Raw genomic sequence first — 24,589 nt, forward strand, 5'->3', positions numbered from 1 at the left:
TCTCATTTAATATGCTGTACCTGCCGGTTAGTGGTGCGCCAAGACGTCATGGTTGGGGGGCGTTGTTTTCTACGCTGGCTGTCTGTGCATACCAGTGTCACAAACGGCCGCTAACTTCAGGTGCTACAGCAGCTTTGATTGGAGTTATCCATGTCCAAGACCATCATGATCGTTGACGATTCGGCCTCTCTGCGGCAAGTGGTGCGCATTGCCTTGCGGGGTGTGGGCTTTGAGGTGATTGAGGCCAGCGATGGGCAGGAGGCGCTGGAGCAGCTGGATGGCAAAAAGATCCATTTGGTGATCAGTGATGTGAATATGCCGCGCATGGATGGCATCTCGTTTGTCAAGGCAGCCAAGCAGATTCCGGCCTATCGTTTTACGCCGGTGGTGATGCTGACCACAGAATCGGGCGAAGCCTCTAAAGAAAGAGGCCGGGCGGCGGGTGCCAAGGCCTGGATGAACAAGCCTTTTCAGCCCGCGCAAATTGTGTCGGTGGTGTCTAGGCTGATTGCACCCTGACCGATTGCGGAGCCAACCCAGTATGAACCTTGATGAAATTCTCCAGACTTTCATCATCGAGAGCCGTGAGCTACTCGAAGGCATGGAGCAGGCGTTGCTGCAACTGGAGCAGTCTCCGGCAGATGCCGAGCTGGTACATGCCGTTTTTCGTGCGGCCCACACTATCAAGGGGTCGGCCGGCTTGTTTGGCTTAGATCATCTGGTGACGTTTACCCACCATGCCGAAAATGTGCTCGACCAAGTGCGTGCCGGTCAGTTGCCATTTTCTAGCGGGTTGGTGGCGCTGTTGTTGCAGGTGCGTGACCATGTGGGCGCATTGATTGACCATGTGGCCGGGGGTACGGCACCCAGTGCCGCCGTACATGCCCGCAGCGTGGAGCTGATGCAGGCATTGCAAACTTGCAGTGTGCCTGCGCCCACCCACCCACATCCCTTGGATGATGCGGCCATTGTGTCGGCGTTGGCCCGGCGAGCCACCGGCCCCAAGGCCACGGCCAGCCAAGATGGCACAGCCACGCCACGGGCGGCCAGCAGCGACTGGCATATTTTTTTGCGCTGTGGCCCGGACATGCTGCGCGATGGCATAGACCCGCTGGCATTGCTGCACTGTCTGAACAGTCAAGGGCGCATAGTGGGCATGGTCACGCTGAGTGACGAATTGCCAGACATGACGCAGATGGACCCGGAGGCTTGCTACCTTGGGTTTGCCATTCGCTACCAGAGTGCTCTGGCTGCACAGGCCATTGACAGCATGTTTGAGTTTGTGCGCGAGGGGGCGCAGGTGGGCATCGTGCCGCCGCACAGCCCGCTCCAAGATTACCACCACGCCCTGCCTGACGCCCCGGATGTGGCTGTTTGGAGGCAGGCACTGCAAGGGTGTGGCACCCTGAGCCCAGAGGAGCTGGCGCTGTGGTGTCCACCATTGCCCTCTGCATCTGCCGCTGTGCTGCCTTCTGTGGAGGCTGGGGCTTCTAAGGCATCGCAATCGGTGGTTGCTGGTGTGCTGCCACAGGCGGCCAAATCGGCAGAGGTGGCGTTGATTCGTGTCCACGCAGACACGTTGGATGCACATATCAACTTGATTGGTGAACTCATTATTGCCAGCGCAGGCCTGCATCTGGCAGTGGCACACAGCGGCTTGCCCGCGTTGCAGGAGTCGGCTTCGGTGCTGGCGCGGTTGGTGGAGTCGGTGCGTGGCTCGGCTTTGCAGTTGCGCATGGTGCAAATTGGGGCCACATTCAATAAGTTTCAGCGTGTGGTGCGCGAAGTGTCGCAGGAGATAGGTAAAGACATTGCCTTGGAAATCAGCGGCGCTGAGACCGAGTTGGACAAGACGGTGATCGAGAAGATTGGTGATCCGCTCACCCATCTGGTGCGCAACGCCATTGACCACGGCATTGAGCCGGTGGCGGTGCGGGTGGCCCGTGGCAAACCGGCTCAGGGCCGGGTGCGCTTACATGCCTGCCATGACTCGGGCAGCATCTTGATTGAGGTGTCGGATGATGGTGGCGGGCTGTCGCAGCAGCGTATTTTGACCAAGGCTGTGGAGCGCGGGTTGGTGCGCCCCGACCAAGCATTGACCGAGCAAGAAATACAGCAGCTTATTTTTGAGCCCGGTTTTTCTACTGCCGAGCAGGTCAACAACCTGTCGGGGCGGGGCGTGGGGATGGATGTGGTGCGCCGCAACATCACTGCCCTGCGCGGCAGCATCGACATTCAGAGTGTGGAGGGAGCTGGCACCACTATCCGCATTCGCTTGCCATTGACGCTGGCCATCATCGACGGGTTTTTGGTCACCGTGGGGGATGCGGCTTTGGTCATTCCGCTGGAGATGGTGGAGGAGTGCATCGAGTTGACGCCGCAGGCTATGCAAGCGGCTCCCGGTCACGACGTATTGCACTTGCGTGATCAATGGTTGCCCGTGATTCGTTTGCGGTCGTTGTTTGGCCTGTCAGAAGCCCCAGCGTTGCCTGCGGGTTTTGCCACGGTGGCGCCACAAGAGACGCAAGCCCGCCACAACGTGGTGGTGGTGCGTTGCGGTGGGCACCGTGCAGGCTTGATGGTCGATGCCTTGCACGGTGAATACCAAACAGTGATCCGCCCGTTGGGGCCGGTGTTTCACGGTTTGCCGGGTATGAGTGGTTTCACCATTCTGGGCACCGGTCAGGTCGCATTGATTGTGGATGTGCCGCAGTTGTTGGCCACGGCGGCAGGGCGCCATGACGACAGCATCGGTCTGGGCAGCCACGAAGTGAGCATGGCATAAGAAGTTCAACCAAGGAAGTTCCAAGAATATGTTCGGAAACCTCAAGATCGGGACGCGGCTGGGGCTGGGCTTTGCGCTGGCGTTGGCCTTTTTGTTGGCAATTGCTGCTGTGGGGGTGGGCCGCATCGGGGCCATCAGCAAAGATGTGGAGTCTTTGTCTAATCAGCAGCTCAATGAGGTGGTGCTGGCCAATGAGATGATCGATTTGATCAATTTGCAGGCCCGCACGCTCAATGGTGCAATGGTCTACGCTCTGTTGCACGCTGATGCCGATATGCAGACCCAGCTTGATAAGCTGGCTACCACCGGCGACCAAATTGCCGACCGCTACCGGCAACTGGAAGCGGTGCTCACCGAGCCCAAGGAGGCACAGCAATTGGCTAAAGTGGCCGAGGTGCGCAAGCTCTACCGCGAAGCTCAAAAAAAGGTGGTAACGCTGTTGCGCGCCAACAAGCCCGAAGAGGCTGCCGTGGAGCTGTTGGGGCCAGCCCTAGAGGCCCAAAATGCCTATGTGCAGAGTGTGGACAGTTTGCTGACCTTGCTAACGCAGATGGCACGACAAATGGGCGTGCATGCCATGGGTGAAGCCAATGAAACCCACTGGCTCATCGTGGGGCTGGGCGCGGCGGCGGTGGTGCTCAGTGTGTTGTCGGGAGCTTGGATTACCCGCAGCATTACCGGGCCAACACACCAATTGCTGCACAGTGTGGAACAGATGGCCCAAGGGGATTTCAGCCGTCCTGTGACCTTGCAACGCCAGGATGAAATAGGGCAGTTGGCGCAGGCCATGCGCAGTTTGCACGCGGCAGTGCATGGCATGGCTGCCGATGCACAGTTGCTGATCAAGGCGGCGGTAGAGGGCAAGCTATCGACCCGGGCCGATGAGTCCCGCCATCAGGGAGACTTTCGCAAAATTGTGCAAGGTGTCAACCAGACTTTGGACGCAGTGATTGGCCCGTTGCATGTGGCGGCGGGGTATGTTGAGCGCATTGCACAGGGGGATGTGCCTGCACGCATTACCGATACCTACCAGGGCGATTTCAATACGCTCAAGAACAACCTCAACACCTGTATGGATGCTGTGCAGGCCTTGGTGGCCGATGCCACCATGTTGGCCCACGCGGCTGCACAGGGGCAGCTATCTACCCGTGCCGATGCAGGGCGGCACCAAGGGGACTTTCGCAAGATTGTGCAGGGGATTAACCAGACACTCGATGGCATCGTGCTGCCGGTCAATGAGGCGGTCGCGGTGCTCAAAGAGATGGAGCGTGGCAACCTGACGCGCAAGGTCAAGGGCGACTACCGGGGCGATTTGCAGGATTTCAAAGGTGTGGTGAACAACACGGTCGAGAAGCTCTCGCAGGCGATGGTGGAGGTGAGCACCACGGCTGCCAATTTGGTGTCGGCCACGGCCCAGGTGTCGGCCACCTCGCAGGCACTGGCCCAGGCATCGAGCGAGCAGGCGGCATCGGTGGAGCAGACCTCGGCGGCCATGAACCAGATGGCGGTATCGATCCAGCAAAACACCGACAACGCCAAGGTGGCCGATGGCATGTCGGCCCAAGGCAGCCAGCGGGCTACAGAAGGGGGGCAGGCCGTCACAGAGACGGTGGGGGCCATGCAACAGATTGCCCGCAAGATCAGCATCATCAATGACATTGCCTACCAAACCAATTTGCTGGCGCTCAATGCCGCTATTGAGGCGGCCAGAGCGGGCGAGCATGGCCGGGGCTTTGCGGTGGTGGCGGCAGAGGTGCGCAAGTTGGCCGAGCGCTCTCAAGTGGCGGCGCAAGAAATCAGCCAATTGGCGGTGAACAGCGTGGGCATGGCCGAACGGGCGGGCACTTTGTTGGACGAAATTGTGCCCGCTACCCAAAAGACGGCTGATTTGGTGCAAGAGATTGCTGCGGCCTCGCAAGAGCAGAGCGTGAGTGCTGGTCAGATCAATGTGGCGATGGGCCAGCTCAACCAGATCACCCAGCAAAACGCCAGCGCCTCAGAGGAGTTGGCCGCTACGGCGGAGGAGATGTCTTCACAGGCTGCCAATTTGCAAGAGGTCATGGCTTTTTTTGTGGTGGCTGGTAACGAGGCCCACATCAGCCGTTGGGCCAGCGCAGCACCCAACAGGGTGCCTCGGGTGTCTGGCGGTATTCCTGCCTTGGCGCCAGCACCGGCGCTGATGAGCAGTGCCGATGAAGCCGATTTTGTGTCGTTTTGAGGCGGATGGTCATGTTGATGGAGACAGTCTCTGTGGCATCGGGGGGGGCCGTACGGCCACAGCAGTATTTGACGGTGCAGGTGGGGCAGGAAATATTCGGGCTGGGGATTGAGGCCATCCGCGAGATCCTCCAGTACCGCGATTTGACCGCAGTGCCCTTGGTGCCCCCGCTGATTCGCGGGGTGATTAACCTGCGTGGTGCCGTGGTGCCAGTGATTGATTTGGCAGTGCGTTTGGGCCGCCCGGTCAGCCCAGTGACCGAGCGCACCTGCATCGTGATTGTGGAGTTGCCCGACAGTGAGCAGGCACCGCCGGGCTACAAGATGGGGCTGGTGGTTGATGCGGTCTCGCAGGTGCTGGAGTTGGCAGAAGCCGACAGGCAGCCACCACCAGAGTTTGGCACTCCTTTGCGCCGGGATTTTGTGCAGGCGATGGGCAAAATGGCGGGGCAGTTCATTGTCTTGCTGCAACTGGCGCGCTTGCTGTGGCTGCCCGAAGTGGCGGTCATGGGGCAGATGCGCTGAGTTTGCTATGGCCCATCCCTTGTGTATGCCTTTGCCGCCGCTGTTGACCAAGCTCTCGGGTAAGGAGTTCGCGGCTTTTCAGACGCTGATTTTTCAGATGACGGGTATCAGCCTGTCTCAGGCCAAAAAGGATTTGCTGGTGGGGCGTTTGGCCCGGCGGGTGCAGGCCTTGGGGTGCAAGAGCTTTACAGAGTATTTTGACTACCTGATGAAGCGCAAAAATGCGGGTGAGTTGCAGGCTATGATCAATTTGGTCACCACCAACGAGACCTATTTTTTTCGTGAGCCTCGGCATTTTGATTTTTTGCAACAGTGTGCTGCGCAACGCCCGCGTCAAAACCGTGATGGGTTTCGGGTGTGGAGTGCGGCGGCCTCCAGTGGTGAAGAGGCCTACACTGCGGCGATGGTTTTGGCCGAGACGCTGGGGCAGCGCCCTTGGGAGGTGGTGGGCACAGACATCAGTACCAAGGTGTTGGCTACTGCCCAAGGGGGGCATTACCCACTGACCCGGACAGAAGGGATTCCGTTGTCGTTATTGCGAAAATACTGCCGCAAAGGGATACGGGAGCAAGATGGTACTTTGTTGGTAACTAAAGAATTGCGCCAGCGGGTGCAGTTTTTACACTGCAATTTATTGGCCCCTGCATCGGTGACGGGCCAATTTGATGTGATATTGATCAGAAATTTGCTGATTTATTTCAATTTGGAAACCAAGAAGAAAGTGATTGCCAACTTGCTGCCATTTTTGCGCGAGGACGGTTATTTGATCGTAGGGCATTCCGAGTCTTTGAAGGGCGTGACTCAGGCATTGGTGCAACATTTGCCCAGTATTTACCGCCGCGCCTCGTCCTTGCCACTGGTCAGACCCAAAGTCTGACCAGCGCAGCGCGCGCGCTCAGGCGGTTGCAGGCAGGCTGCTTTGGGCCGCCGCCAAGAAATTGGCTTGGGCGGCATCACCTGCCTGTGTCACCACCTGTTGCAGGGCGCTGACGGCTTCGTTGGCCGATGCCAAACGGTTTTTCATGCTGGCACTGAACACCTGCGCCGTTACAGGCATGTTTTTGAGTACGGTGCTGATCTGGTTTTGTGCCTGTGCCCAATGGTTTTGCACATCACCAAGCCGGTTGTTGGAGTGCTGATGCCATTCTTGCCCGAGGTGGTTGGCAATTTGGTACAGCTCTTGACCGTAGTGGCTGGCTTGCTGGGTCAGGGGTTGCACCGCACTTGCTTGTAAGGCGGTGAATTCTTCTAGGCGTTGCACTTGGAGCAGTTTGTTCCAGTGCTGGGTTTGTTCGCTCAAGGCACTTTGTGCGGTTTGGACATTCAGTGTGGCAATTTGCACCAGGCTTTCACAGGCCTTGCGTGTAATGTGCTGAACAAATGCAAAGGGTTCGGCGGGGGTAAAGAGCGAGCGGACGGTGTTGGGCATGGTGATCTGGGGTGAAATGGAAGCTATCAATGTAGAAGTCAAATATGACATTTATGTGAATAGCAGAGCATTAATGTTGCGCTGCAACATAAGGTAAAAATGCTGCTAGAATTGTTGAGTCACCCCGTTGTTCATGAGTATGACAATTTGTAAGGATTCACAATGATTGCCATAAAGAAAGCACAAAAGATCATTCAAAGAGAAATGGATTCTGTTGCTGCTACTATTTTTTCTGAACTGGTGTTGTCGTTGGAAAAAAATACCAGCTTCAATATGCATAGACTCTATGAGCTGGATTACAAAAACTTTGAAACTGCGGTTGAAATCATCAAAGAATGGCGTCTGGATCGATACTATGCCAGCAAAGTTAAAATATTAGCCAGTGCCTTGTATATTGAGGAAATACATAACCAATGAGCGTTGCCGAGTCGGTGCATTCAACGGCCTATCCGTGCCATCTGGATAGTGATGAATGCATTTTTAGCTGAATTGGTTTATTGTTGCGTTTTTTTGTTTTGTGGCATCTGGATGGCGATGCCGATTGGTTTTCTCTCATTGGCTCATTTTCTGAAGTGCGCCACGGCCTGCGCTGTGCTTATGGGCGTGCTCTATGCTTGGCCCCAAACTTGCACATTGGGCACCCTCTTCTAGGCGCTGGCTGTAGCGCATGGTATAAGCTGTCTTGGCACCAGAGGTTCATGGGGCATTTGCAGTGCCTATATGACAATGACCCAAGGTGCCCAGTGGTGGTGCGGTGCGGGTGTCCTGCTGTGGTGGGGTGGGGATTGCCCGTATTGGTGGTGCCGCTGCTGGTGCAAAAAAGCCATCTCTCTTTGTGTATCATGGGTGTTGCTTAATGGGCTTGGCACCCGTGGCAAACGGCTGCAATTTCAGAATGAGATTTTTAAGATGAAGATGACCAGCATTAAACTGCGGCTGAATGTTTTGTTCGTTGTCATTATTTCCGTGCTGTTGTTGGCGTTCAGTGCGGTCAGTTACTTCAGAACTAAATCTACTCTAGAGCGTAATAATGCCCATCAGGTAGAAATGGCGCTCAAACGGCTGTCTACCAATCTTCCTAGCTTGTTGTGGAGTTTTGACAGCGAGCAGTTGAGCAAGAATCTGGATTCTGAAATGTCGGCCAGCTTCCTCAACGGCATCATCATCACCAGTGGTCAAAAGGTGCTTGGGGGGGTCTCGCGTGGGGGCGATGGCAAGACTGTTGCGGCCACCCAGCCTCCAGCCGCAGATTTTTCTAAGGAGGTGGAGCTGTTCTTCCACGATGGTGGCAAGGCCAACCCGGTAGGTAAAGCCGTCATTTATGTGTCTACCGAAGAAATCCGCGAAGCCTTGGGGCAAGAGCTGTTGCGCGCACTGTTGCAGGTGTTGATTTTGGATGTGGTGATTGTGATTGCGCTGTCTTCCATCCTCAATTCGATGGTGCTCAACCCACTGGCCCATGTGGGCCATGCTCTGCGCGAGATTGGGCAAGGCGATGCCGATTTGACCCGCCGCCTGCCCCGTGCCAATACCGATGAGTTCAATGATGTGGCGGAGGGCTTTAATACCTTTGTTGAACGCTTGCAAAAGATCATGGTGCAGATTACCCAAAGCGTGGGCACGATCTCGCATGCTTCTGAAGAGATTGCGCGGGGCAATATGGATTTGTCGGCCCGCACCGAGTCTCAGGCCAGCTCGTTGGAGCAGACGGCGGCCTCTATGGATGAGATTACCAACACGGTGCGACAAAATGCCGACAGCGCCCAGCAGGCCAACCAGATGGTGGGGGCTGCTGCCGAAGTGGCCGCGCGTGGTGGTGCCGTGGTGAAAGAGGTGGTGCAGACGATGGGGGCCATCAATGCGTCGTCGCGCAAAATTGTGGACATCATCAGCGTGATCGATGGCATCGCCTTTCAAACCAATATTTTGGCGCTCAATGCAGCGGTGGAGGCCGCACGCGCAGGTGAGCAGGGGCGTGGTTTTGCCGTGGTGGCCTCTGAAGTGCGCAGCTTGGCCGGGCGCTCTGCGGCGGCGGCCAAAGAAATCAAGGGCTTGATTGATGAGTCGGTAGCCAATGTGGGCATTGGCTCTAGGTTGGTAGACCAAGCAGGCTCTACCATGACCGACATTGAGGACAGTGTGAGCAAAGTCACGGGCATCATGGCTGAGATTCATGCCGCCACCGATGCCCAAACCTTGGGCATTAGCCAGATCAATGAGGCTATCCGCCAGATTGACAACAACACCCAACAAAATGCCGCATTGGTGGAGGAGGCTGCGGCAGCAGCTGGCTCTATGCAGACCCAAGCGTCTCATTTGGCGCAGGCGGTGAGTGTGTTCAGGTTGTCGGAGTCGGCCTCCTCTTCCCGTTTGCTGGCGTTGCGCTAGTTTTTCCCACCCTGATAAAGGAGTTTACCCATGATGAAGCGTTTGGTTTCTACTTTGGCTGCGGCGGCTGCCCTGACTGTTGGCTCGTCGGTTTGGGCACAAACCGCCCAATTGGTCTACAACGAAAATGCGGTGGGGCAGACGGTGGCAGGCAAGCTGATTGCCGACATTTATAAAAAGGCAGGGATGACGGCCAATGCGGTGCCTGTGCCGGGTGTGCGGGCCAATGCGATGGCTTTGTCGGGGGAGAAGGATGGCGAGGCCGGGCGTATTGGCGCTTATTTTGTCAAGAACCCAACGTTGATCAAGGTGGAGCCTTCGCATTACTACCTGTCTTCGGCAGCTTTTGCCAAGAAAAGCAAAAATGTGGTGATCAAGTCGAAGGAAGACCTGAAAAAATACAAGGTGGGCATTGTGCGGGGTATTGCCCACGGTGAGGCAGCCACCGAGGGCGTGCCGGGGGTGCAGTTGGCGGCTTCGTATGAGCAGCTTTACAAGATGCTCGATGGTGACCGTATTGACGTGGTGATCGATGAAGGCATCAGCGGCCCGATTGTGTTGAAAAAGATGGGTCTGACCGATATTGGGCAAGTGGCCGAGATTGCGCGTTTGGATCTTTACCACTCTCTCAATCCGGCCAAGAAGGATTGGGCGCCCAAGATTTCTGCGGCCATCAAGGCCATGAAGGAGTCTGGTGAGCTCGATAAGCTGGTCAAACGTTACGAAGAAGAAGCCACGAAGTGAGGTGTTCCCCGTTGGCATAAGACGGGGGGTTTGCTGCGGCTGAGGTGGGAGGTTGTTGATATGCCGCCTGTGTCGGTGTTTCGTGCCGCCTTGCTCCGTTTTGCGGCGGATGGCAGGGCGCTCTATGACGAGGACGGCTTGTTAGCCATTGGCCCAGATGCCACCGGGCGCCAGCGGGTACAAGCGGCGGGTAGCTGGCAGGCGCTGGCTGCACAGTATGCCGACCAGCCCGTAACGCATTGGCCTGGCCGGATCATGGCGCCGGGGTTTGTGGATGTGCATGTGCATTATCCGCAGACCGATGTGATCGGCTCGCCTGCTGCGAGCTTGTTGCCTTGGCTGGAGCGGTATGTCTTTCCCCAAGAATCCCGCTTTGCCGAGCCACAGCACAGTGCCGAGGTGGCGGCGTTTTTTTTGCAAGAGTTGCTGCGCCATGGTGTGACTACGGCGCTGGTGTTTGCCACCTCACATCCGGCCTCGGTACAGGCTTTGTTTGATCAGGCACAGCGTTTGCAGCTGCGCCTGATCACAGGCAAGGTGCTACAAGACAGGCATTCGCCTGATGGGGTGCGTGACCATACGTTGCAAAGCCTGATTGATACCGAGAGGCTGTTGCAGCATTGGCATGGTGTCGATCGCTTGGGTTATGCCATCACGCCGCGATTTGCCCCTACCAGCACGCCTGAACAATTGCGCGGCGCTGGGGAGCTGGCAGCGCGTTATCCGCAGGTTTGGGTGCAGTCGCATGTGGCCGAAAACCGCGATGAGGTGGCTTGGGTGCGGGCGTTGTTTCCGCAGGCGCGCAGTTATTTGTCGGTGTACGAGCAGTTTGGCTTGTTGCGTGAGCGGGCGGTGTTGGCCCACGGCATTCATATAGACGATGCAGATCGGGCCTTGTTGCAGGTGAGCGGCACGGCCGTGGCGGTGTGCCCCAGTAGCAATTGGTTTTTAGGCAGTGGCTTTTTTGATTTTGCCGCAGCCATGCGGGCGGGGGTGGCTTATGCCCTGGCCAGTGATGTGGGGGCGGGCACGAGTTTTTCGCCATTCAAGACCATGCTGGCTGCCTATGGCACGGGGCGAGAGTGCCAGACCAAGCCGGGCGTTAGTTTGTCACCAACGCATCTGTGGTGGTTGCACACGGCAGGGGCTGCGCGAGCGTTGGGCTTGGCCGGTGTAGTAGGTAATTTGCTGCCGGGCTGTGAGGGCGATTTTGTGGTGCTCAATCCGCAGGCCACTGCTTTGTTGGCCCGGCGCACGGCACAGGCGGCCAGCCTAGAGGAGCTGTTGTTCGCATTGATAGTGCTGGGCGATGACCGTGTGATAGAGCGCGTCATCATTTCTCAAGCAAAATACCAACCCATGCTGGACTGATAAGAGTCAGTAGCTATCAAAATCGTAGTTTTCACAGGAGCCACCATGAGCATCAAAAGCGACCGATGGATACGCCGCATGGCGGCCGAGCACGGCATGATCGAACCCTTCGAGCCAGGACAAGTGCGCCAAGTGGATGGTCAGAAAGTCATCAGCTATGGCACCAGCAGTTACGGATACGACATCCGCTGCGCCCCAGAATTCAAGGTGTTCACCAACATCCACAGCACGGTGGTCGATCCTAAAAATTTTGACGAAAAAAGCTTCGTCGATTTTCATGGTGATTCTTGCATCATCCCACCCAATAGCTTTGCTTTGGCCCGCACGGTAGAGTACTTTCGCATTCCGCGCAATGTGCTCACGGTCTGCTTGGGCAAAAGCACCTACGCCCGTTGCGGCATCATTGTGAACGTCACGCCCTTCGAGCCAGAATGGGAAGGCTATGTGACGCTGGAGTTTTCCAACACCACACCGTTGCCTGCCAAGATTTATGCCGGTGAGGGTTGTGCGCAGGTCTTGTTTTTCGAGAGCGACAAAGACGACGTGTGCGAAACCAGCTATAAAGACCGTGGCGGTAAATACCAGGGTCAGCACGGCGTCACTTTGCCGCGCGCCTGAGTTTTCTGTCCCGGAGGCGCACCATGAAATGGGAAGGCAACCGCCAATCCGACAACGTTGAAGACCGGCGGCATCACTCAGGCGGCAGTCAGCCGGTGCTTGGTGGCCGCAACATCGGTATTGGCACCATCGTGGTGGCTTTGCTGGCAGGTTGGTTGCTGGGCATCAACCCGCTCACCGTACTGGGGTTGCTCAGTGGTGGCACGCCTCCGGCGCAAGTGCAACCACACACCCCAGCACAGCGCCCTCCGGCCGATGACCGCATGGCCCAGTTTGTATCCACCGTGCTGGCCGATACCGAAGACGTCTGGACTGACGTGTTTCGCCAAGGTGGCAGCCGCTACCAACAGCCCAAGCTGGTGCTGTTTCGGGGGGCAACCCCCACCGCCTGTGGCACGGGGCAGGCGGCGATGGGGCCGTTTTATTGCCCAGCAGACCAAAAGGTTTATATCGATCTGGCCTTTTACGAAACCCTCAAACGCGATCTGGGGGCACCTGGCGAGTTTGCCCAAGCCTACGTCATTGCCCACGAAGTGGGCCACCATGTCCAGCATCTGCTGGGCATCAGTGACGAAGTAGATCGCCAGCGCGGGCGCGTCAACCAAGTCCAATACAACCAGCTCTCGGTGCGGCTGGAACTCCAAGCCGACTGCCTGGCCGGTGTTTGGGCGCACCATGCCCAATCAGCACGGCAAATTTTGGAGCAGGGCGATATCGAAGCGGCCATGAATGCCGCCGCCAAGATTGGCGACGATGCTCTGCAGCAACGCAGCCAAGGCCGTGTGGTGCCCGACAGCTTCACCCACGGCAGCAGCGCCCAGCGTGTGCGCTGGTTCCAGCAGGGGCTGCAAAACGGGAAAGTGCAAGGTTGCGACACTTTTTCAGCACGTAGCCTCTAGCCAGCACCGTTTTCCCGGCGCTGGTGCGACAATTGCAGGCTCAATGACAAGTTCTTTTTCCAATTTATCGCTGGCCGAGCCGCTGGCGCGTGCCGTGGCCGAAATGGGCTACGAGTCCATGACACCCATCCAAGCGCAGGCCATCCCGGTGGTATTGACCGGACAGGACGTGATGGGTGCCGCCCAAACCGGCACCGGCAAAACGGCGGCGTTCTCGCTGCCCCTGCTGCAACGCCTGCTCCAGCACGAAAACGCCTCCACCTCCCCAGCCCGCCATCCGGTGCGGGCCTTGGTGCTGCTGCCCACCCGTGAGCTGGCCGATCAGGTGGCCCAGCAAATTGCGCTCTACGCCAAATACACCAAACTGCGCAGCGCGGTGGTCTTTGGTGGCATGGACATGAAGCCCCAAACCATAGAGCTGAAAAAAGGCGTCGAGGTGTTGGTGGCTACCCCAGGGCGCTTGCTAGACCATATCGAGGCCAAGAACGCCGTGCTCAACCAGGTGGAATACGTGGTGCTAGACGAAGCCGATCGCATGCTCGACATCGGTTTTCTGCCCGACTTGCAGCGCATCCTGAGCTACCTCCCCCAGCAGCGCACCACCTTGCTGTTTTCTGCCACCTTCTCGCCCGAAATCAAGCGGCTGGCGGGCAGCTACCTGCAAAACCCCATCACCATCGAAGTGGCACGGCCCAACCAGACAGCCTCCACCGTCGAGCAGCGTTTTTATGCCGCCACCGATGACGACAAGCGCCGCATCATCCACCAAGTGCTCAAAACCCGTGGCATCAAGCAGGCCTTCATCTTCGTCAACAGCAAACTCGGCTGTGGCCGCTTGGCCCGCAGCCTAGAGCGCGAAGGGTTAAAAACGGCCGCACTGCACGGCGACAAAAGCCAAGATGAGCGCCTCAAGGCGCTCGATGCCTTCAAGCAAGGTGAAGTCGATTTGCTGGTCTGTACCGACGTGGCTGCACGCGGTCTCGACATCAAGGATGTGCCAGCGGTATTCAACTTTGATGTACCGTTCAACGCGGAAGACTACGTACACCGCATTGGTCGCACGGGCCGTGCGGGCGCATCCGGGTTGGCCGTCACGCTGGTGTCGGGCAGTGACAACCGTTTGGTCGCTGACATCGAAAAACTGCTCAAAACCAAGCTCGACGTTGAGACACTGGTGTTGGACGAGGTGCGCACCGAGCGTCCGCCCAGCCGCTACACAGAAGGCCGTTCTGAACGCTACGAGCGCCCCGATCGTGGTGCTGCGGCCCGCTCGCCCCTCCAGCGTGGTGGTTTTCGGCCCGCAGTGGCCTCGCGCGATCCCTTTTTCGACAAACCTTACGAGGCCTCACCAGCCACGGCAGTGCCACAATGGGACGCCGCCCCCCGTACCTCTGCGGTGCGTGGTCAGTCCACCAACATCAAGTCCAAGCGCAAGTTGGCAGCCTTGTTTAAACCGGTGGTGCCAGCCCCCACTATGGATCTAGGTAGCACCTGTATCGAACTGTCCAACGACACCACAGTCCCTTGATGCTTTCTTGGTATTCTGTAGTTCTTTCTTGAGACTATCTTGATGCCATCTTTCCTAACATGGAGTTATCTCCATAGGAGGAAGAGATGGATGCTTTTTATTTGGGTCTGGCCGGCACGCTCTGGCTGTTGGCCTACGGTTTATTAAGAGGTGGTCTCCGCCTGGTGACACAGGAGCAGCGCACATGACCGGCTGGGCATTGTGGGCACTGGTGCTCTCTGGCGGGTTGTTGGTTTATCTGATCGCAGCCCTGTTGCACCCAGAGGACTTTTCATGACCTCCGGTGCGTGGATTCAACTGGCCGTTTTCTTGGCCGTGCTGCTGGCGCTGTCTTGGCCCTTAGCGCATTATATAGACGCCGTTCTCTCTGGCCGTGTGGGCTGGATACAGCAGCTGGAAGCGCCACTATGGCGCTTGCTGGGGGTGCGAGCAGAACGGGAGAGCAATGCCTACCGTTATGCTCTGGGGCTTCTGGTGTTCAATGGCTTGGGGGTATTGGCCGTGTATGGGCTGCAACGGTGGCAGGCCTATCTGCCCCTCAATCCGCAAGCAATGGTGGCCATCAGCCCAGACTCGGCATTCAATACCGCCATCAGTTTTGTCACCAACACCAATTGGCAGGGGTATGGTGGCGAGTCCTCTATGGGCTATCTCACGCAGATGCTAGGGTTGACGGTACAGAACTTTCTGTCTGCTGCCACCGGTATCGTGGTGGTGCTGGCCTTGATACGCGGCTTTGCCCGCCATTCAGCGCAGACCATTGGCAATGTGTGGGTAGACCTGAGCCGGGTGACGCTCTGGATTTTGTTGCCATTGTCGCTGGTGTTCTCTTTGGTGTTTGTCAGTCAGGGGGTTTTACAAAACCTGTCGCCCTATCAAGAGGTGACCACGTTAGAGCCTGTGACTTGGCAAGCGCCACAACTGGGCCCCGAAGGGCAGCCTATGGTAGATGCGCAAGGCCAGCCGCTGCTGCAAGAGCAGCGCAGCGCGGTACAGACCATAGCCATGGGGCCTGTGGCCTCCCAATTGGCTATCAAGATGCTGGGTACCAACGGTGGCGGTTTCTTTAACGCCAACTCTGCCCACCCCTTTGAAAACCCGACACCGCTGAGCAATTTCCTGCAAATGCTGGCCATCTTTTTGATTCCAGCTTCCTTGTGTTTTGTGTTTGGTCGCATGGTGTCTGACCAGCGTCAAGGCTGGGCCGTATGGGCCGCCATGGCGATACTGTTTATCGCCTTTGTTATTCCTGCCACAGTGGCAGAGCAACAGGGCAACCCAGTTCTGGCGGGGCTGGGCATCGACCAAAGCCCTAGCAGCACCCAGTCTGGCGGCAACATGGAAGGCAAAGAGGTGCGTTTTGGCATCAATGCTTCCACATTGTTTGCCATCATCACCACCGCTGCCAGTTGCGGGGCGGTCAACGCCATGCACGACAGTTTTACTCCTTTGGGGGGGGCCATGCCGCTGATCCTGATGCAACTGGGTGAAGTGGTCTTTGGTGGCGTTGGCTCGGGTCTCTATGGGATGCTTCTGTTTGCTATTTTGGCCGTATTCATTGCTGGCTTGATGATTGGTCGAACACCAGAGTACCTTGGTAAGAAGATCGAAGTGGTAGAGATGAAACTGGTGGCTATAGCCATCCTAGTGACGCCCTTGTTGGTGCTGCTCGGAACCGCATTGGCAGTGATGACAGAGGCAGGCCGTGCAGGCATTGCCAATCCTGGCCCACATGGGTTCAGTGAGATTTTGTATGCCTTGAGTTCAGCCGCCAACAACAACGGCAGTGCCTTTGCGGGCCTGTCTGCCAATACCCCCTTCTACAACGTGTTGCTGGCTGTAGCCATGTGGTTGGGGCGGTTTGGCATCATCGTTCCGGTACTGCTCATTGCTGGATCACTGGCCGCAAAAAAACGCCTCACAGCCACCGAAGGCACCCTGCCTACTCACGGGCCGCTGTTTGTCGCACTGCTCATCGGCATGGTGTTGTTGGTCGGATTGCTCAATTACGTGCCTGCCTTGGCACTGGGGCCTGTGGTTGAGCACCTAATGTTGTGGAGCCAAGCCGTATGACACGCAAAAAGCTTACCCTGTTAGACCCTGCCCTCATGCGCCCTGCGTTGTGGGATGCTCTAAGGAAGTTCGATCCCCGAATCCAGTGGCGCAACCCTGTGATGTTTGTTGTGTATGTGGGCAGTGCCTTCACCACTGCTTTGGCTTGGGATGATCCTACTGTCTTTACGGTGGCAGTGGCCCTGTGGCTGTGGTTTACTGTCTTGTTTGCTAATTTTGCCGAGGCTTTGGCCGAAGGCCGCAGCAAGGCGCAAGCCGCATCATTGCGAGGTCTTAAAAAGACAACTTGGGCCAAGAAACTCGATGCAGCTTCTCGCCCGGACATGGAGCGTGCACAAATACAATGGCTGCCGCTAGAGGCCGACATGCTGCGACGAGGTGATCTAGTACTGATAGAGGCTGGAGACACCATCCCCGCTGATGGGGAAGTCATTGCTGGGGTTGCTTCGGTAGACGAAAGTGCCATTACTGGCGAATCGGCCCCCGTGATTCGGGAGTCGGGTGGCGATTTCAGTGCCATCACTGGCGGCACGCAGATACTCTCCGATTGGATCGTAGCTCGTGTCACGGTCAATCCAGGTGAAACCTTCGTCGATCGGATGATCGCTATGGTGGAGAACGCCAAACGCCAGAAAACACCCAACGAGATCGCGCTCACCATCTTGTTGGTGGCATTGACCATCGTGTTCTTGGGGGTCGTAGTCACCTTGCTGCCCTTTTCGCAATTTTCTGTCAGTGCCAGTGGTACTGGGGAGCCGGTCAGTTTGGTGGTGCTGGCTGCTTTGCTGGTCTGCTTGATCCCCACCACGATTGCTGGGTTGCTCAGTGCCATCGGGGTGGCTGGTATGAGCCGCATGATGCAGGCTAACGTGATTGCCACCTCTGGGCGGGCGGTAGAAGCGGCAGGCGATGTCGATGTGCTGCTGCTGGACAAAACCGGTACCATCACCTTGGGCAATCGTCAGGCCAGTGCCTTCCTGCCAGCACCGGGCGTCAAGGAGATCGATTTGGCTGATGCTGCCCAGTTAGCTTCCTTGGCGGACGAGACCCCTGAGGGGCGCAGTATCGTGGTGCTGGCTAAGCAGAAGTTTCAGTTGCGCGAACGCGACATCACCGCGTTACAGGCCCAGTTTGTTCACTTTACCGCTCAAACTCGGATGAGTGGTGTCGATATGGCTGGTGAACGCAGCTTGCGCAAAGGGGCTGCCTTGGCTATCCGCAACCATGTGGAATCTCTGGGGGGGCACTTCCCAGCCTCTCTACAAGCATTGGTAGACGATGTCTCACGGCGGGGCAGCACTCCACTGGTAGTGGCCGATGGCAGTAAGGTGCTGGGCATCGTGGAGTTGAAGGACATTGTCAAGGGGGGCATTAAGGAGCGGTTTGCCGAGTTGCGCCGTATGGGCATCAAAACCGTGATGGTGACAGGTGACAACCGCCTGACGGCAGCGGCCATTGCTGCGGAAGCTGGGGTGGATGATTTTCTGGCCGAGGCCACACCCGAGGCCAAGCTCCAGCTGATTCGTGATTACCAGAGTGCCGGTCGGTTGGTGGCCATGACAGGCGATGGCACCAACGACGCTCCAGCCCTGGCCCAAGCTGATGTGGCGGTCGCTATGAACACTGGCACCCAAGCGGCCAAAGAGGCGGGCAACATGGTCGATCTCGACAGCAACCCCACCAAACTGATTGAGATTGTGGAGACTGGCAAGCAAATGCTCATGACGCGCGGCTCCCTGACTACGTTCAGCATTGCCAACGATATTGCCAAGTATTTTGCCATCGTGCCCGCCGCTTTTGTGGGCACCTATCCACAGTTGTCTGCACTGAACGTCATGCAGTTGGTTAGCCCTAACTCTGCCATCCTATCAGCGGTGATTTTCAACGCCTTGATTATTATCTTTCTGATCCCCTTGGCACTTCAGGGCGTTCCATACCGTGCTGTGGGCGCGGCAGTACTGTTACGACGCAATCTGGCGATCTACGGTCTCGGTGGCATGATCGTTCCTTTTGTTGGCATCAAGCTGATTGATATGGCATTGGCTTTTATTGGTCTGGTTTGACAAAATTCCTCATATCTTTCCCATGACAAAAATCGTATCTCGTTTTTCCTTGGCTGTGGTTGTGCTGGCAAGCCCCATCGTGGCCCATGCAGATCTCACTTTCAATGCCAGTGTCGTGAGTGAGTACCGTTATCGTGGTATATCGCAAACCCATTGGAAACCTGCTGTTCAGGCAGGCGTTGACTTCAGCGATGGAGGCCTCTATCTGGGAGCCTGGGCATCCACTATCCGCTGGATCAAAAATTCTGGTGGTGATGCTCCCTCAGAGTTTGACTTCTATGGGGGCTACAAAGGTGAAATTTCACCTGGCCTTGGCTATGATGTTGGCGTACTGCGTTACCAATATCCTTCTGCTGGTCTATCGATTAGTCCCAACACCACTGAAGTTTATGGGGGACTCAGTATGGGCATGTTCAGCGCCAAGTATTTCCGAAGCGCCACAAATCTGTTTGGCTTTGATCGCAGCCGTGGCAGCAGCTATCTTGATCTGAGTGCTACGCTAGATTTAGATAAGGGTATGACACTGACGCCACACATTGGCTACCAGATCGTGCGCAATAACAGTACATATTCCTACGCCGACTATGCACTCACTTTAACCAAAGATATTCGTGGCCTGTTGTTCAGTCTCACATGGCTGGGCACCGATAGCCATGCTTACACGGCAGCCGATGGCAGGAATTTGGGCCGAGGCCGTCTTGTAGTGGGTACCAAGATCAATTTCTGATCGAAGAGGCTTTCATGACATCGCAATCTAACCGATTGGCAAACACCGATACGGCCCCTGGCATTATGCGGCCTGCATTCACCCTCTTCGCTGTACTGTCAGTGGTGACAGGGTTGCTCTATCCATTCGCCGTCACGGGCCTTGCCCAGAAGTTGTTTCCACATGCGGCTAATGGCAGTCTGATTCAAGTGCATGATCAGGTGGTCGGCTCTGCATTGATAGGACAAAATTTCAGCGCCCCCCACTACTTCTGGGGACGACCCTCAGCCACTGCTCCCATGACCTACAACGCGGCAGCGTCGGGTGGTTCTAATTTAGGGCCATCTAATCCCAACCTGACTGAGGCAGTCCAGGCCAGGATCGCCACCTTGCGCGCTGCCGATCCGAGCAATACCCAGTCGATTCCTGTTGATTTGGTCACAGCATCGGCCAGTGGATTGGATCCACATATCAGCTTGGCAGCTGCCGAGTTTCAGGTTAGTCGGGTAGCGCGTGCGCGCAATCTATCACCGACCCAAGTGCAAGCATTGGTGGCTCAGCATACACAAGGCCCTTGGCTAGGGGTACTGGGCGAATCACGCGTTCATGTGCTGCCACTGAATCTGGCGCTGGATGCCCAAGTCACGCCTTAAAAAGAGACCATGCTGGATCTTTGGGGGGTACTGTTGGGTTTAGGTACAGTCCTCTTACCCGCGCTGTGGGCTGCATGGTTGGTACGACGCCAAGCACCGCCCAAGCATCTACAAGAGCATCATAAAAAGTGCTAATTCAGAGGAAACTATATGCTGATTAATTGCGTGGCCTATCACCATGGAAAAAAATTGGCAGATATTCCTATCGAAGATATTTCCATCTGGGTAGAAAAACCAGAATGTTTTGTCTGGGTCGCATTGCGTGATGCCACCCATGCCGAGTTGCAGCTGATGCAAGAAGAGTTTGGGCTGCACGAATTAGCGGTAGAAGATGCACGCAATGGACACCAACGCCCCAAGATAGAAGAGTATGGCGGCATCGTCTTTATTGTGATGCAGTTACTGGAAGTCCAGCAGGATCAGGTACAGGTAGGGGAGGTAGCTATTTTTGTGGGGACTAACTTTGTTCTTTCCGTACGCAATAGCAGCCAGCAAAATTTTCTTGGGGTGCGTGGACGTTGTGAACGAGAACCAGATTTGTTGCAGCATGGTGCTGGTTTTGTCTGTTATGCGCTGATGGATGCCGTGGTGGATCGTTATTTTCCATTACTGGATGCTATTGAAACCGAGTTAGATGATATTGAAACTCGTATTTTTGATAGAAATGCTGCACGTGGCAATATTGAGCGTTTGTATGCACTCAAGCGCCGTGCTACTACTATGCGTCATGCAGTATCTCCGTTGCTCGAAGTTACTGGAAAACTGCATGGGGGGAGGGTGCCTGTGGCTTTTTCTGGAACACAAGAGTATTTTCGTGACGTCCACGACCACTTGATGAGAATCAATTCAACGATTGACTCCATTCGTGAAACCATTGCTACAGCCATCCAGGTAAATTTGTCTATGGTGACGATTGAGGAGTCCGAAACAACCAAAAAATTGGCAGCTTGGGCGGCCATTTTTGGTGTATCTACATCCTTGGCTGGAGTTTGGGGTATGAACTTTGAAAGAATGCCTGAGTTGAAGTGGGAGTATGGCTACCCGGTAGCCTTGTTGATTATTTTCAGCGCAATCGGTGTGTTGTATTGGCGCTTTCGGCGTATTGGTTGGTTGTAGCCATGCCTGTTATGGAAGAACAGCGTCCAGATCCGGATGCCCTGCTGGCCCGGATGCTGCAGGAGGAGGGGCAGGCCCATCGGGGGCGCCTCAAGATTTTCTTTGGTGCCAATGCAGGGGTTGGAAAAACCTATGCGATGTTGGCGGCAGCCCATGCCGCCAAAGCCGAGGGGGTGCCGGTCATCATTGGTGTGGTGGAAACCCATGGTCGTTTAGATACTGAGGTCATGGCCGAGCATTTGCCCCGCCTGCCATTGCGTCAGGTGCTGTACCGAGATCGGGTATTGCCAGAGTTTGATCTCGATGCCGCCCTAGCGTTTGGCGTTGGGCAGCCCCAGGCGCTGGTGTTGCTTGATGAACTGGCCCACAGCAATGTGGCCGGCTCTCGGCACCCCAAGCGTTGGCAGGATGCTGAAGAACTACTAGACGCGGGCATTGATGTATGGTCAACGATGAACGTGCAGCATTTGGAGAGTCTGAACGATATTGTCAGTGGTATCACGGGCATTAGGGTTTGGGAAACCGTGCCTGATCGTCTTTTTGACGCTGCTGATGAAGTGGTAGTGGTAGATCTGCCCCCTGACGAATTGCTACAACGCCTCAAGGCGGGTAAGGTGTATTTGTCAAAGCAGGCGGAGCAGGCGGCAGCCAACTTTTTCCGCAAGGGCAATTTGCTGGCTTTGCGTGAACTGGCGTTGCGGCGCACCGCCGACCGGGTGGACGACGAGATGCGTGCCTATCGTCGTGCCAGCTTGGTCAAGCCTGTCTGGCCTAACCGTGAGGCTTTGTTAGCCTGTGTGGGCTCAGGGCTTGAAGACGAGAAAGTGGTACGCACCTGCGCACGGATGGCGGCACAGTTGGACGTGCCTTGGCATGCCTTGCACGTCGAGCCGCTTGGACAGAATCAGAGCCTCGATAGAGAGCACGAGCAAGCACTGCGGGTGCTCAAATTGGCCCAAGAGTTGGGGGCTACTGTAGCCACTGTCTCTCATACCAATACTGCGGTTGCTTTGGTGCGTTATGCCCGGGAGCAAAACTTGGTTCGCCTCGTATTGGGCCGTCGCAGCCATCGGCGCTGGCCTTGGCAGCGGCCCTTGGTGGATGCTCTGATACAACAGGCCGACGATCTGGATGTCTTGCAGGTTGCTCTCCCACAGGGGGCAGTTCGTACGCCACCTTCTGAGCAGAAACTGCGGGCGTTAGAGGCAGCCCCAATAGCGTGGTCAGATTATGCTGCCGCCGCTATGGCTTGTGTCATGGTGGCATTGCTCATTAGCCCGTTGAGCAACGTGCTTGAACTGAGCAATATTGTCATGCTGTTCTTGCTAGCAGTGGTGGGTGTTGGTTTACGTTTTGGTCGTGGGCCGGCGGTCTTGGCTGCTTTTCTGGGGGTCTTGCTGTTTGATTTCTTTTTTGTCGCCCCACGCTTCTCGTTTGCTGTCAGTGATGTTCAATATCTCGTCACATTTGCTGTGATGTTGGTGGTGGCACTGGTGATAGGTCAACTCACGGCGGGCCTGAAAGTTCAGGCAGAGGCAGCTACCCAGCGTGAACACCGAGTACGAAGTTTGTATGAGATGTCCCGCGATCTGTCGGCAGCCCTCCTCTCAGAGCAGGTGGCCGAGATTGGTGCCCGTTTTCTGGCCTCTGAGTTTCAAGCCCGTTCGACATTGTTGGCGGCAGACGAGCAAGACCATCTGGAAGCCCTTCCGGGTGGCAATGCCACCGTCGATATGGGGGTAGCGCAGTGGGCGTTTGATCGTGCCGAGGCCGCCGGTTTAGGAACCGATACCCTGCCTTCGACCGGTTGTCTGGTGTTGCCACTCAAAGCCCCGATGCGGGTGCGGGGGGTGTTGGCACTGGAGCTAGGCGATCCGCGGTTGTTGGGGCCAGAACAACGGCGACTCCTGGACACCTGCGCTTCTCTGTTGGCGATCTCACTGGAGCGAATTCACTACATTGAGATGGCGCAAAAGAGCACAGTGCAGATCGAATCCGAACGCTTGCGCAACTCCTTGCTATCGGCCATTTCTCATGATCTTAGAACCCCTCTGGCTTCTTTGGTTGGTCTGTCAGAGGCGTTGCTCATGATGTTACCCGCAGTCGAGCGGGCACAGCATGAGATCGTGGATTCGATCAAAAACTCGGCCTTGCGCATGAGTGCGCTAGTCAACAATCTGCTCGATATGGCCAGATTGCAAGGAGGCACTGTCCACCTCCACCGTGCTTGGCAGCCCTTGGACGAAGTGATTGGCTGCGCCTTAACTGCCTGTGCAGCCATGATGGCACGGCGGCCTATTCAGATCCATTTGGCAGAAGATTTGCCATTACTGCACTTAGACTCCGTATTGATGGAGCGGGTATGGGTCAACCTGTTAGAGAATATTGCCAAATATACCCCTGAGGGCAGCCCCGTCACCATTAATGCTAAGCTAAAGAGTGGGGAGGTGGTGATTGATATTGACGATAGTGGCCCAGGACTACCTCCTGGAAAAGAAGAATTGTTATTTGATAAATTTGAGCGTGGCCAGCGTGAGACAACCACCCCTGGTGTTGGTTTGGGATTAGCTATTTGTCGCGCCATTGTTGAAGCACACGGAGGTCATATTGCTGCTCATAATAGGCATGAAAATTCTAGGGTAGTAGGGGCACGTTTTGTGATGGTGCTTCCCTGTGGCAACCCTCCACAGGATGATGGCACAGGTATTAAAATATAAATGACACCATGAGCCATATTAATGATCATATTCTTATCGTAGAAGATGAAGTAGAAATAAGGCGCTTCCTGCGTCTCACCTTGCAGGCAGAGGGATATGTCGTTCATGAGGCAGAAACCTTAGGGCGTGGCCTAATTGAAGCAGCCATACGCTGTCCTGATTTACTGGTGGTCGATCTTGGGTTGCCTGATGGCGATGGTGTTGAACTTATCAAAGAACTGCGTCAATGGTCTGCGGTGCCTGTGATTATTCTGTCTGCCCGTAGCAGCGAGGAACAAAAAATTTCTGCTCTAGATGTCGGGGCTGATGATTACTTGGTCAAGCCATTCAGTACGGGTGAGTTGATGGCCAGAGTCCGTGCCCAATTGCGCCGTAGCCAGAAGCAGACCGTTGGTGGGAGCTCCACGATCAGTTTTGGCCACATCACCATTGATTTGGCGCGGCGCGTAGTGGCTTGTGATGAGAAACCATTGCACCTAACCCCTATAGAATATAAACTTCTCACCCATTTGGTGTCTCAGCCAGATCGGGTGATAACACACCGGCAGTTATTGCAATCTTTATGGGGGCCAGGGCACATGGAAGATACACATTATGTCCGTGTACACATGGGAAATTTAAGAAAGAAAATTGAGAAAAATCCCTCTATGCCAGAGCATTTGCTCACCGAGACTGGTGTGGGTTACCGTTTTGTTCCATAGCATAAAAAACCAATTCCGATCACCATGCGTCTTGGGGTAGCCACCGTGATGCTATT

The 24,589-nt window shown here is 56.0% G+C and carries 21 protein-coding genes; 20 read left to right on the forward strand and 1 reads right to left on the reverse strand.

The window, feature by feature from the left end:
* Positions 1-150: 150 nt before the first annotated feature.
* From ACYVB2_RS12000 to ACYVB2_RS12020, 5 genes are read left to right on the forward strand one after another with little or no spacing between them, the layout of a single operon-like run.
* Positions 151-519 carry a response regulator gene (locus ACYVB2_RS12000; RefSeq protein WP_382433246.1) on the forward strand — a complete coding sequence of 123 codons (369 nt, stop codon included), beginning with the start codon at positions 151-153 and terminating at the stop codon, positions 517-519.
* A 22-nt stretch (positions 520-541) separates the two neighbouring features.
* Positions 542-2,785: a chemotaxis protein CheA gene (locus ACYVB2_RS12005; RefSeq protein WP_382433248.1), complete on the forward strand. Its 2,244-nt coding sequence runs from the start codon at positions 542-544 to the stop codon at positions 2,783-2,785.
* Between the two features lie 28 nt (positions 2,786-2,813).
* The gene (locus ACYVB2_RS12010; protein WP_382433250.1) at positions 2,814-5,003 is read left to right on the forward strand and encodes a methyl-accepting chemotaxis protein; all 2,190 of its coding nucleotides are present in this window, start codon (positions 2,814-2,816) and stop codon (positions 5,001-5,003) included.
* Between the two features lie 11 nt (positions 5,004-5,014).
* Positions 5,015-5,527, forward strand: coding sequence for a chemotaxis protein CheW (locus ACYVB2_RS12015; protein ID WP_382433252.1), 513 nt, complete (start codon positions 5,015-5,017; stop codon positions 5,525-5,527).
* A gap of 7 nt (positions 5,528-5,534) precedes the next feature.
* Positions 5,535-6,404: a CheR family methyltransferase gene (locus tag ACYVB2_RS12020; protein WP_382433254.1), complete on the forward strand. Its 870-nt coding sequence runs from the start codon at positions 5,535-5,537 to the stop codon at positions 6,402-6,404.
* 18 nt (positions 6,405-6,422) lie between these two features.
* Here ACYVB2_RS12020 and ACYVB2_RS12025 read toward each other — a convergent pair whose 3' ends face one another.
* Entirely contained in the window at positions 6,423-6,956 is a 534-nt protein-coding gene (locus ACYVB2_RS12025; RefSeq protein WP_382433256.1) for a phasin family protein, read from the reverse strand.
* A 162-nt stretch (positions 6,957-7,118) separates the two neighbouring features.
* On the opposite strand from ACYVB2_RS12025, the gene ACYVB2_RS12030 reads away from it, so the two are divergent.
* From ACYVB2_RS12030 to ACYVB2_RS12100, 15 genes are all read left to right on the forward strand, one after another.
* Complete coding sequence (locus tag ACYVB2_RS12030; RefSeq protein ID WP_382433258.1) at positions 7,119-7,373, forward strand: hypothetical protein; 255 nt, start codon at positions 7,119-7,121, stop codon at positions 7,371-7,373.
* A gap of 498 nt (positions 7,374-7,871) precedes the next feature.
* Positions 7,872-9,344, forward strand: coding sequence for a methyl-accepting chemotaxis protein (locus ACYVB2_RS12035; protein WP_382433259.1), 1,473 nt, complete (start codon positions 7,872-7,874; stop codon positions 9,342-9,344).
* Positions 9,345-9,374: 30 nt separating this feature from the next.
* Positions 9,375-10,088: a substrate-binding periplasmic protein gene (locus ACYVB2_RS12040; protein WP_382433261.1), complete on the forward strand. Its 714-nt coding sequence runs from the start codon at positions 9,375-9,377 to the stop codon at positions 10,086-10,088.
* Positions 10,089-10,148: 60 nt separating this feature from the next.
* On the forward strand, positions 10,149-11,459 hold the full coding sequence (gene guaD / locus ACYVB2_RS12045; protein ID WP_382433263.1) for a guanine deaminase: 1,311 nt from the start codon (positions 10,149-10,151) through the stop codon (positions 11,457-11,459).
* 45 nt (positions 11,460-11,504) lie between these two features.
* Positions 11,505-12,077: a dCTP deaminase gene (gene dcd, locus ACYVB2_RS12050; RefSeq protein WP_382433265.1), complete on the forward strand. Its 573-nt coding sequence runs from the start codon at positions 11,505-11,507 to the stop codon at positions 12,075-12,077.
* A 23-nt stretch (positions 12,078-12,100) separates the two neighbouring features.
* Positions 12,101-12,976 (forward strand): KPN_02809 family neutral zinc metallopeptidase, encoded by an 876-nt coding sequence (gene ypfJ / locus ACYVB2_RS12055; protein ID WP_382433267.1) that lies wholly within the window; start codon positions 12,101-12,103, stop codon positions 12,974-12,976.
* Positions 12,977-13,019: 43 nt separating this feature from the next.
* Positions 13,020-14,504, forward strand: coding sequence for a DEAD/DEAH box helicase (locus ACYVB2_RS12060; RefSeq protein WP_382433269.1), 1,485 nt, complete (start codon positions 13,020-13,022; stop codon positions 14,502-14,504).
* Between the two features lie 184 nt (positions 14,505-14,688).
* Complete coding sequence (gene kdpF, locus ACYVB2_RS12065) at positions 14,689-14,781, forward strand: K(+)-transporting ATPase subunit F (RefSeq protein ID WP_382433271.1); 93 nt, start codon at positions 14,689-14,691, stop codon at positions 14,779-14,781.
* Positions 14,778-16,577: a potassium-transporting ATPase subunit KdpA gene (gene kdpA, locus ACYVB2_RS12070; protein ID WP_382433273.1), complete on the forward strand. Its 1,800-nt coding sequence runs from the start codon at positions 14,778-14,780 to the stop codon at positions 16,575-16,577. Before kdpF ends, kdpA begins: the two co-directional genes overlap by 4 nt.
* Entirely contained in the window at positions 16,574-18,640 is a 2,067-nt protein-coding gene (gene kdpB / locus ACYVB2_RS12075; RefSeq protein WP_382433275.1) for a potassium-transporting ATPase subunit KdpB, read from the forward strand. The genes kdpA and kdpB overlap by 4 nt, the downstream gene beginning before the upstream one ends.
* A 22-nt stretch (positions 18,641-18,662) precedes the next feature.
* On the forward strand, positions 18,663-19,367 hold the full coding sequence (locus tag ACYVB2_RS12080) for a TorF family putative porin (protein WP_460536711.1): 705 nt from the start codon (positions 18,663-18,665) through the stop codon (positions 19,365-19,367).
* A 14-nt stretch (positions 19,368-19,381) separates the two neighbouring features.
* Complete coding sequence (gene kdpC / locus ACYVB2_RS12085) at positions 19,382-19,999, forward strand: potassium-transporting ATPase subunit KdpC (RefSeq protein ID WP_382433279.1); 618 nt, start codon at positions 19,382-19,384, stop codon at positions 19,997-19,999.
* Positions 20,000-20,149: 150 nt separating this feature from the next.
* Positions 20,150-21,115 carry a magnesium and cobalt transport protein CorA gene (locus tag ACYVB2_RS12090; protein WP_382433281.1) on the forward strand — a complete coding sequence of 322 codons (966 nt, stop codon included), beginning with the start codon at positions 20,150-20,152 and terminating at the stop codon, positions 21,113-21,115.
* 11 nt (positions 21,116-21,126) lie between these two features.
* Complete coding sequence (locus tag ACYVB2_RS12095) at positions 21,127-23,832, forward strand: DUF4118 domain-containing protein (protein ID WP_382433303.1); 2,706 nt, start codon at positions 21,127-21,129, stop codon at positions 23,830-23,832.
* Positions 23,833-23,840: 8 nt separating this feature from the next.
* Positions 23,841-24,533, forward strand: coding sequence for a response regulator (locus tag ACYVB2_RS12100; protein ID WP_382433283.1), 693 nt, complete (start codon positions 23,841-23,843; stop codon positions 24,531-24,533).
* Positions 24,534-24,589 lie beyond the last annotated feature (56 nt).

The organism is Giesbergeria giesbergeri (assembly GCF_054779375.1).

What these genes read in the sequence shown, in the direction of transcription:
- ACYVB2_RS12005 (WP_382433248.1), top strand. Translation starts at nt 542, where the DNA reads ATGAACCTTGATGAAATTCTCCAGACTTTCATCATCGAGAGCCGTGAG.
- kdpC (WP_382433279.1), top strand. Translation starts at nt 19,382, where the DNA reads ATGACATCGCAATCTAACCGATTGGCAAACACCGATACGGCCCCTGGC.
- dcd (WP_382433265.1), top strand. Translation starts at nt 11,505, where the DNA reads ATGAGCATCAAAAGCGACCGATGGATACGCCGCATGGCGGCCGAGCAC.
- kdpF (WP_382433271.1), top strand. Translation starts at nt 14,689, where the DNA reads ATGACCGGCTGGGCATTGTGGGCACTGGTGCTCTCTGGCGGGTTGTTG.
- ACYVB2_RS12090 (WP_382433281.1), top strand. Translation starts at nt 20,150, where the DNA reads ATGCTGATTAATTGCGTGGCCTATCACCATGGAAAAAAATTGGCAGAT.
- ypfJ (WP_382433267.1), top strand. Translation starts at nt 12,101, where the DNA reads ATGAAATGGGAAGGCAACCGCCAATCCGACAACGTTGAAGACCGGCGG.
- ACYVB2_RS12040 (WP_382433261.1), top strand. Translation starts at nt 9,375, where the DNA reads ATGATGAAGCGTTTGGTTTCTACTTTGGCTGCGGCGGCTGCCCTGACT.
- ACYVB2_RS12060 (WP_382433269.1), top strand. Translation starts at nt 13,020, where the DNA reads ATGACAAGTTCTTTTTCCAATTTATCGCTGGCCGAGCCGCTGGCGCGT.
- ACYVB2_RS12015 (WP_382433252.1), top strand. Translation starts at nt 5,015, where the DNA reads ATGTTGATGGAGACAGTCTCTGTGGCATCGGGGGGGGCCGTACGGCCA.
- kdpB (WP_382433275.1), top strand. Translation starts at nt 16,574, where the DNA reads ATGACACGCAAAAAGCTTACCCTGTTAGACCCTGCCCTCATGCGCCCT.
- ACYVB2_RS12025 (WP_382433256.1), bottom strand. Translation starts at nt 6,956, where the DNA reads ATGCCCAACACCGTCCGCTCGCTCTTTACCCCCGCCGAACCCTTTGCA.
- guaD (WP_382433263.1), top strand. Translation starts at nt 10,149, where the DNA reads ATGCCGCCTGTGTCGGTGTTTCGTGCCGCCTTGCTCCGTTTTGCGGCG.
- ACYVB2_RS12035 (WP_382433259.1), top strand. Translation starts at nt 7,872, where the DNA reads ATGACCAGCATTAAACTGCGGCTGAATGTTTTGTTCGTTGTCATTATT.
- ACYVB2_RS12020 (WP_382433254.1), top strand. Translation starts at nt 5,535, where the DNA reads ATGGCCCATCCCTTGTGTATGCCTTTGCCGCCGCTGTTGACCAAGCTC.
- ACYVB2_RS12095 (WP_382433303.1), top strand. Translation starts at nt 21,127, where the DNA reads ATGGAAGAACAGCGTCCAGATCCGGATGCCCTGCTGGCCCGGATGCTG.
- kdpA (WP_382433273.1), top strand. Translation starts at nt 14,778, where the DNA reads ATGACCTCCGGTGCGTGGATTCAACTGGCCGTTTTCTTGGCCGTGCTG.
- ACYVB2_RS12010 (WP_382433250.1), top strand. Translation starts at nt 2,814, where the DNA reads ATGTTCGGAAACCTCAAGATCGGGACGCGGCTGGGGCTGGGCTTTGCG.
- ACYVB2_RS12080 (WP_460536711.1), top strand. Translation starts at nt 18,663, where the DNA reads ATGACAAAAATCGTATCTCGTTTTTCCTTGGCTGTGGTTGTGCTGGCA.
- ACYVB2_RS12030 (WP_382433258.1), top strand. Translation starts at nt 7,119, where the DNA reads ATGATTGCCATAAAGAAAGCACAAAAGATCATTCAAAGAGAAATGGAT.
- ACYVB2_RS12000 (WP_382433246.1), top strand. Translation starts at nt 151, where the DNA reads ATGTCCAAGACCATCATGATCGTTGACGATTCGGCCTCTCTGCGGCAA.
- ACYVB2_RS12100 (WP_382433283.1), top strand. Translation starts at nt 23,841, where the DNA reads ATGAGCCATATTAATGATCATATTCTTATCGTAGAAGATGAAGTAGAA.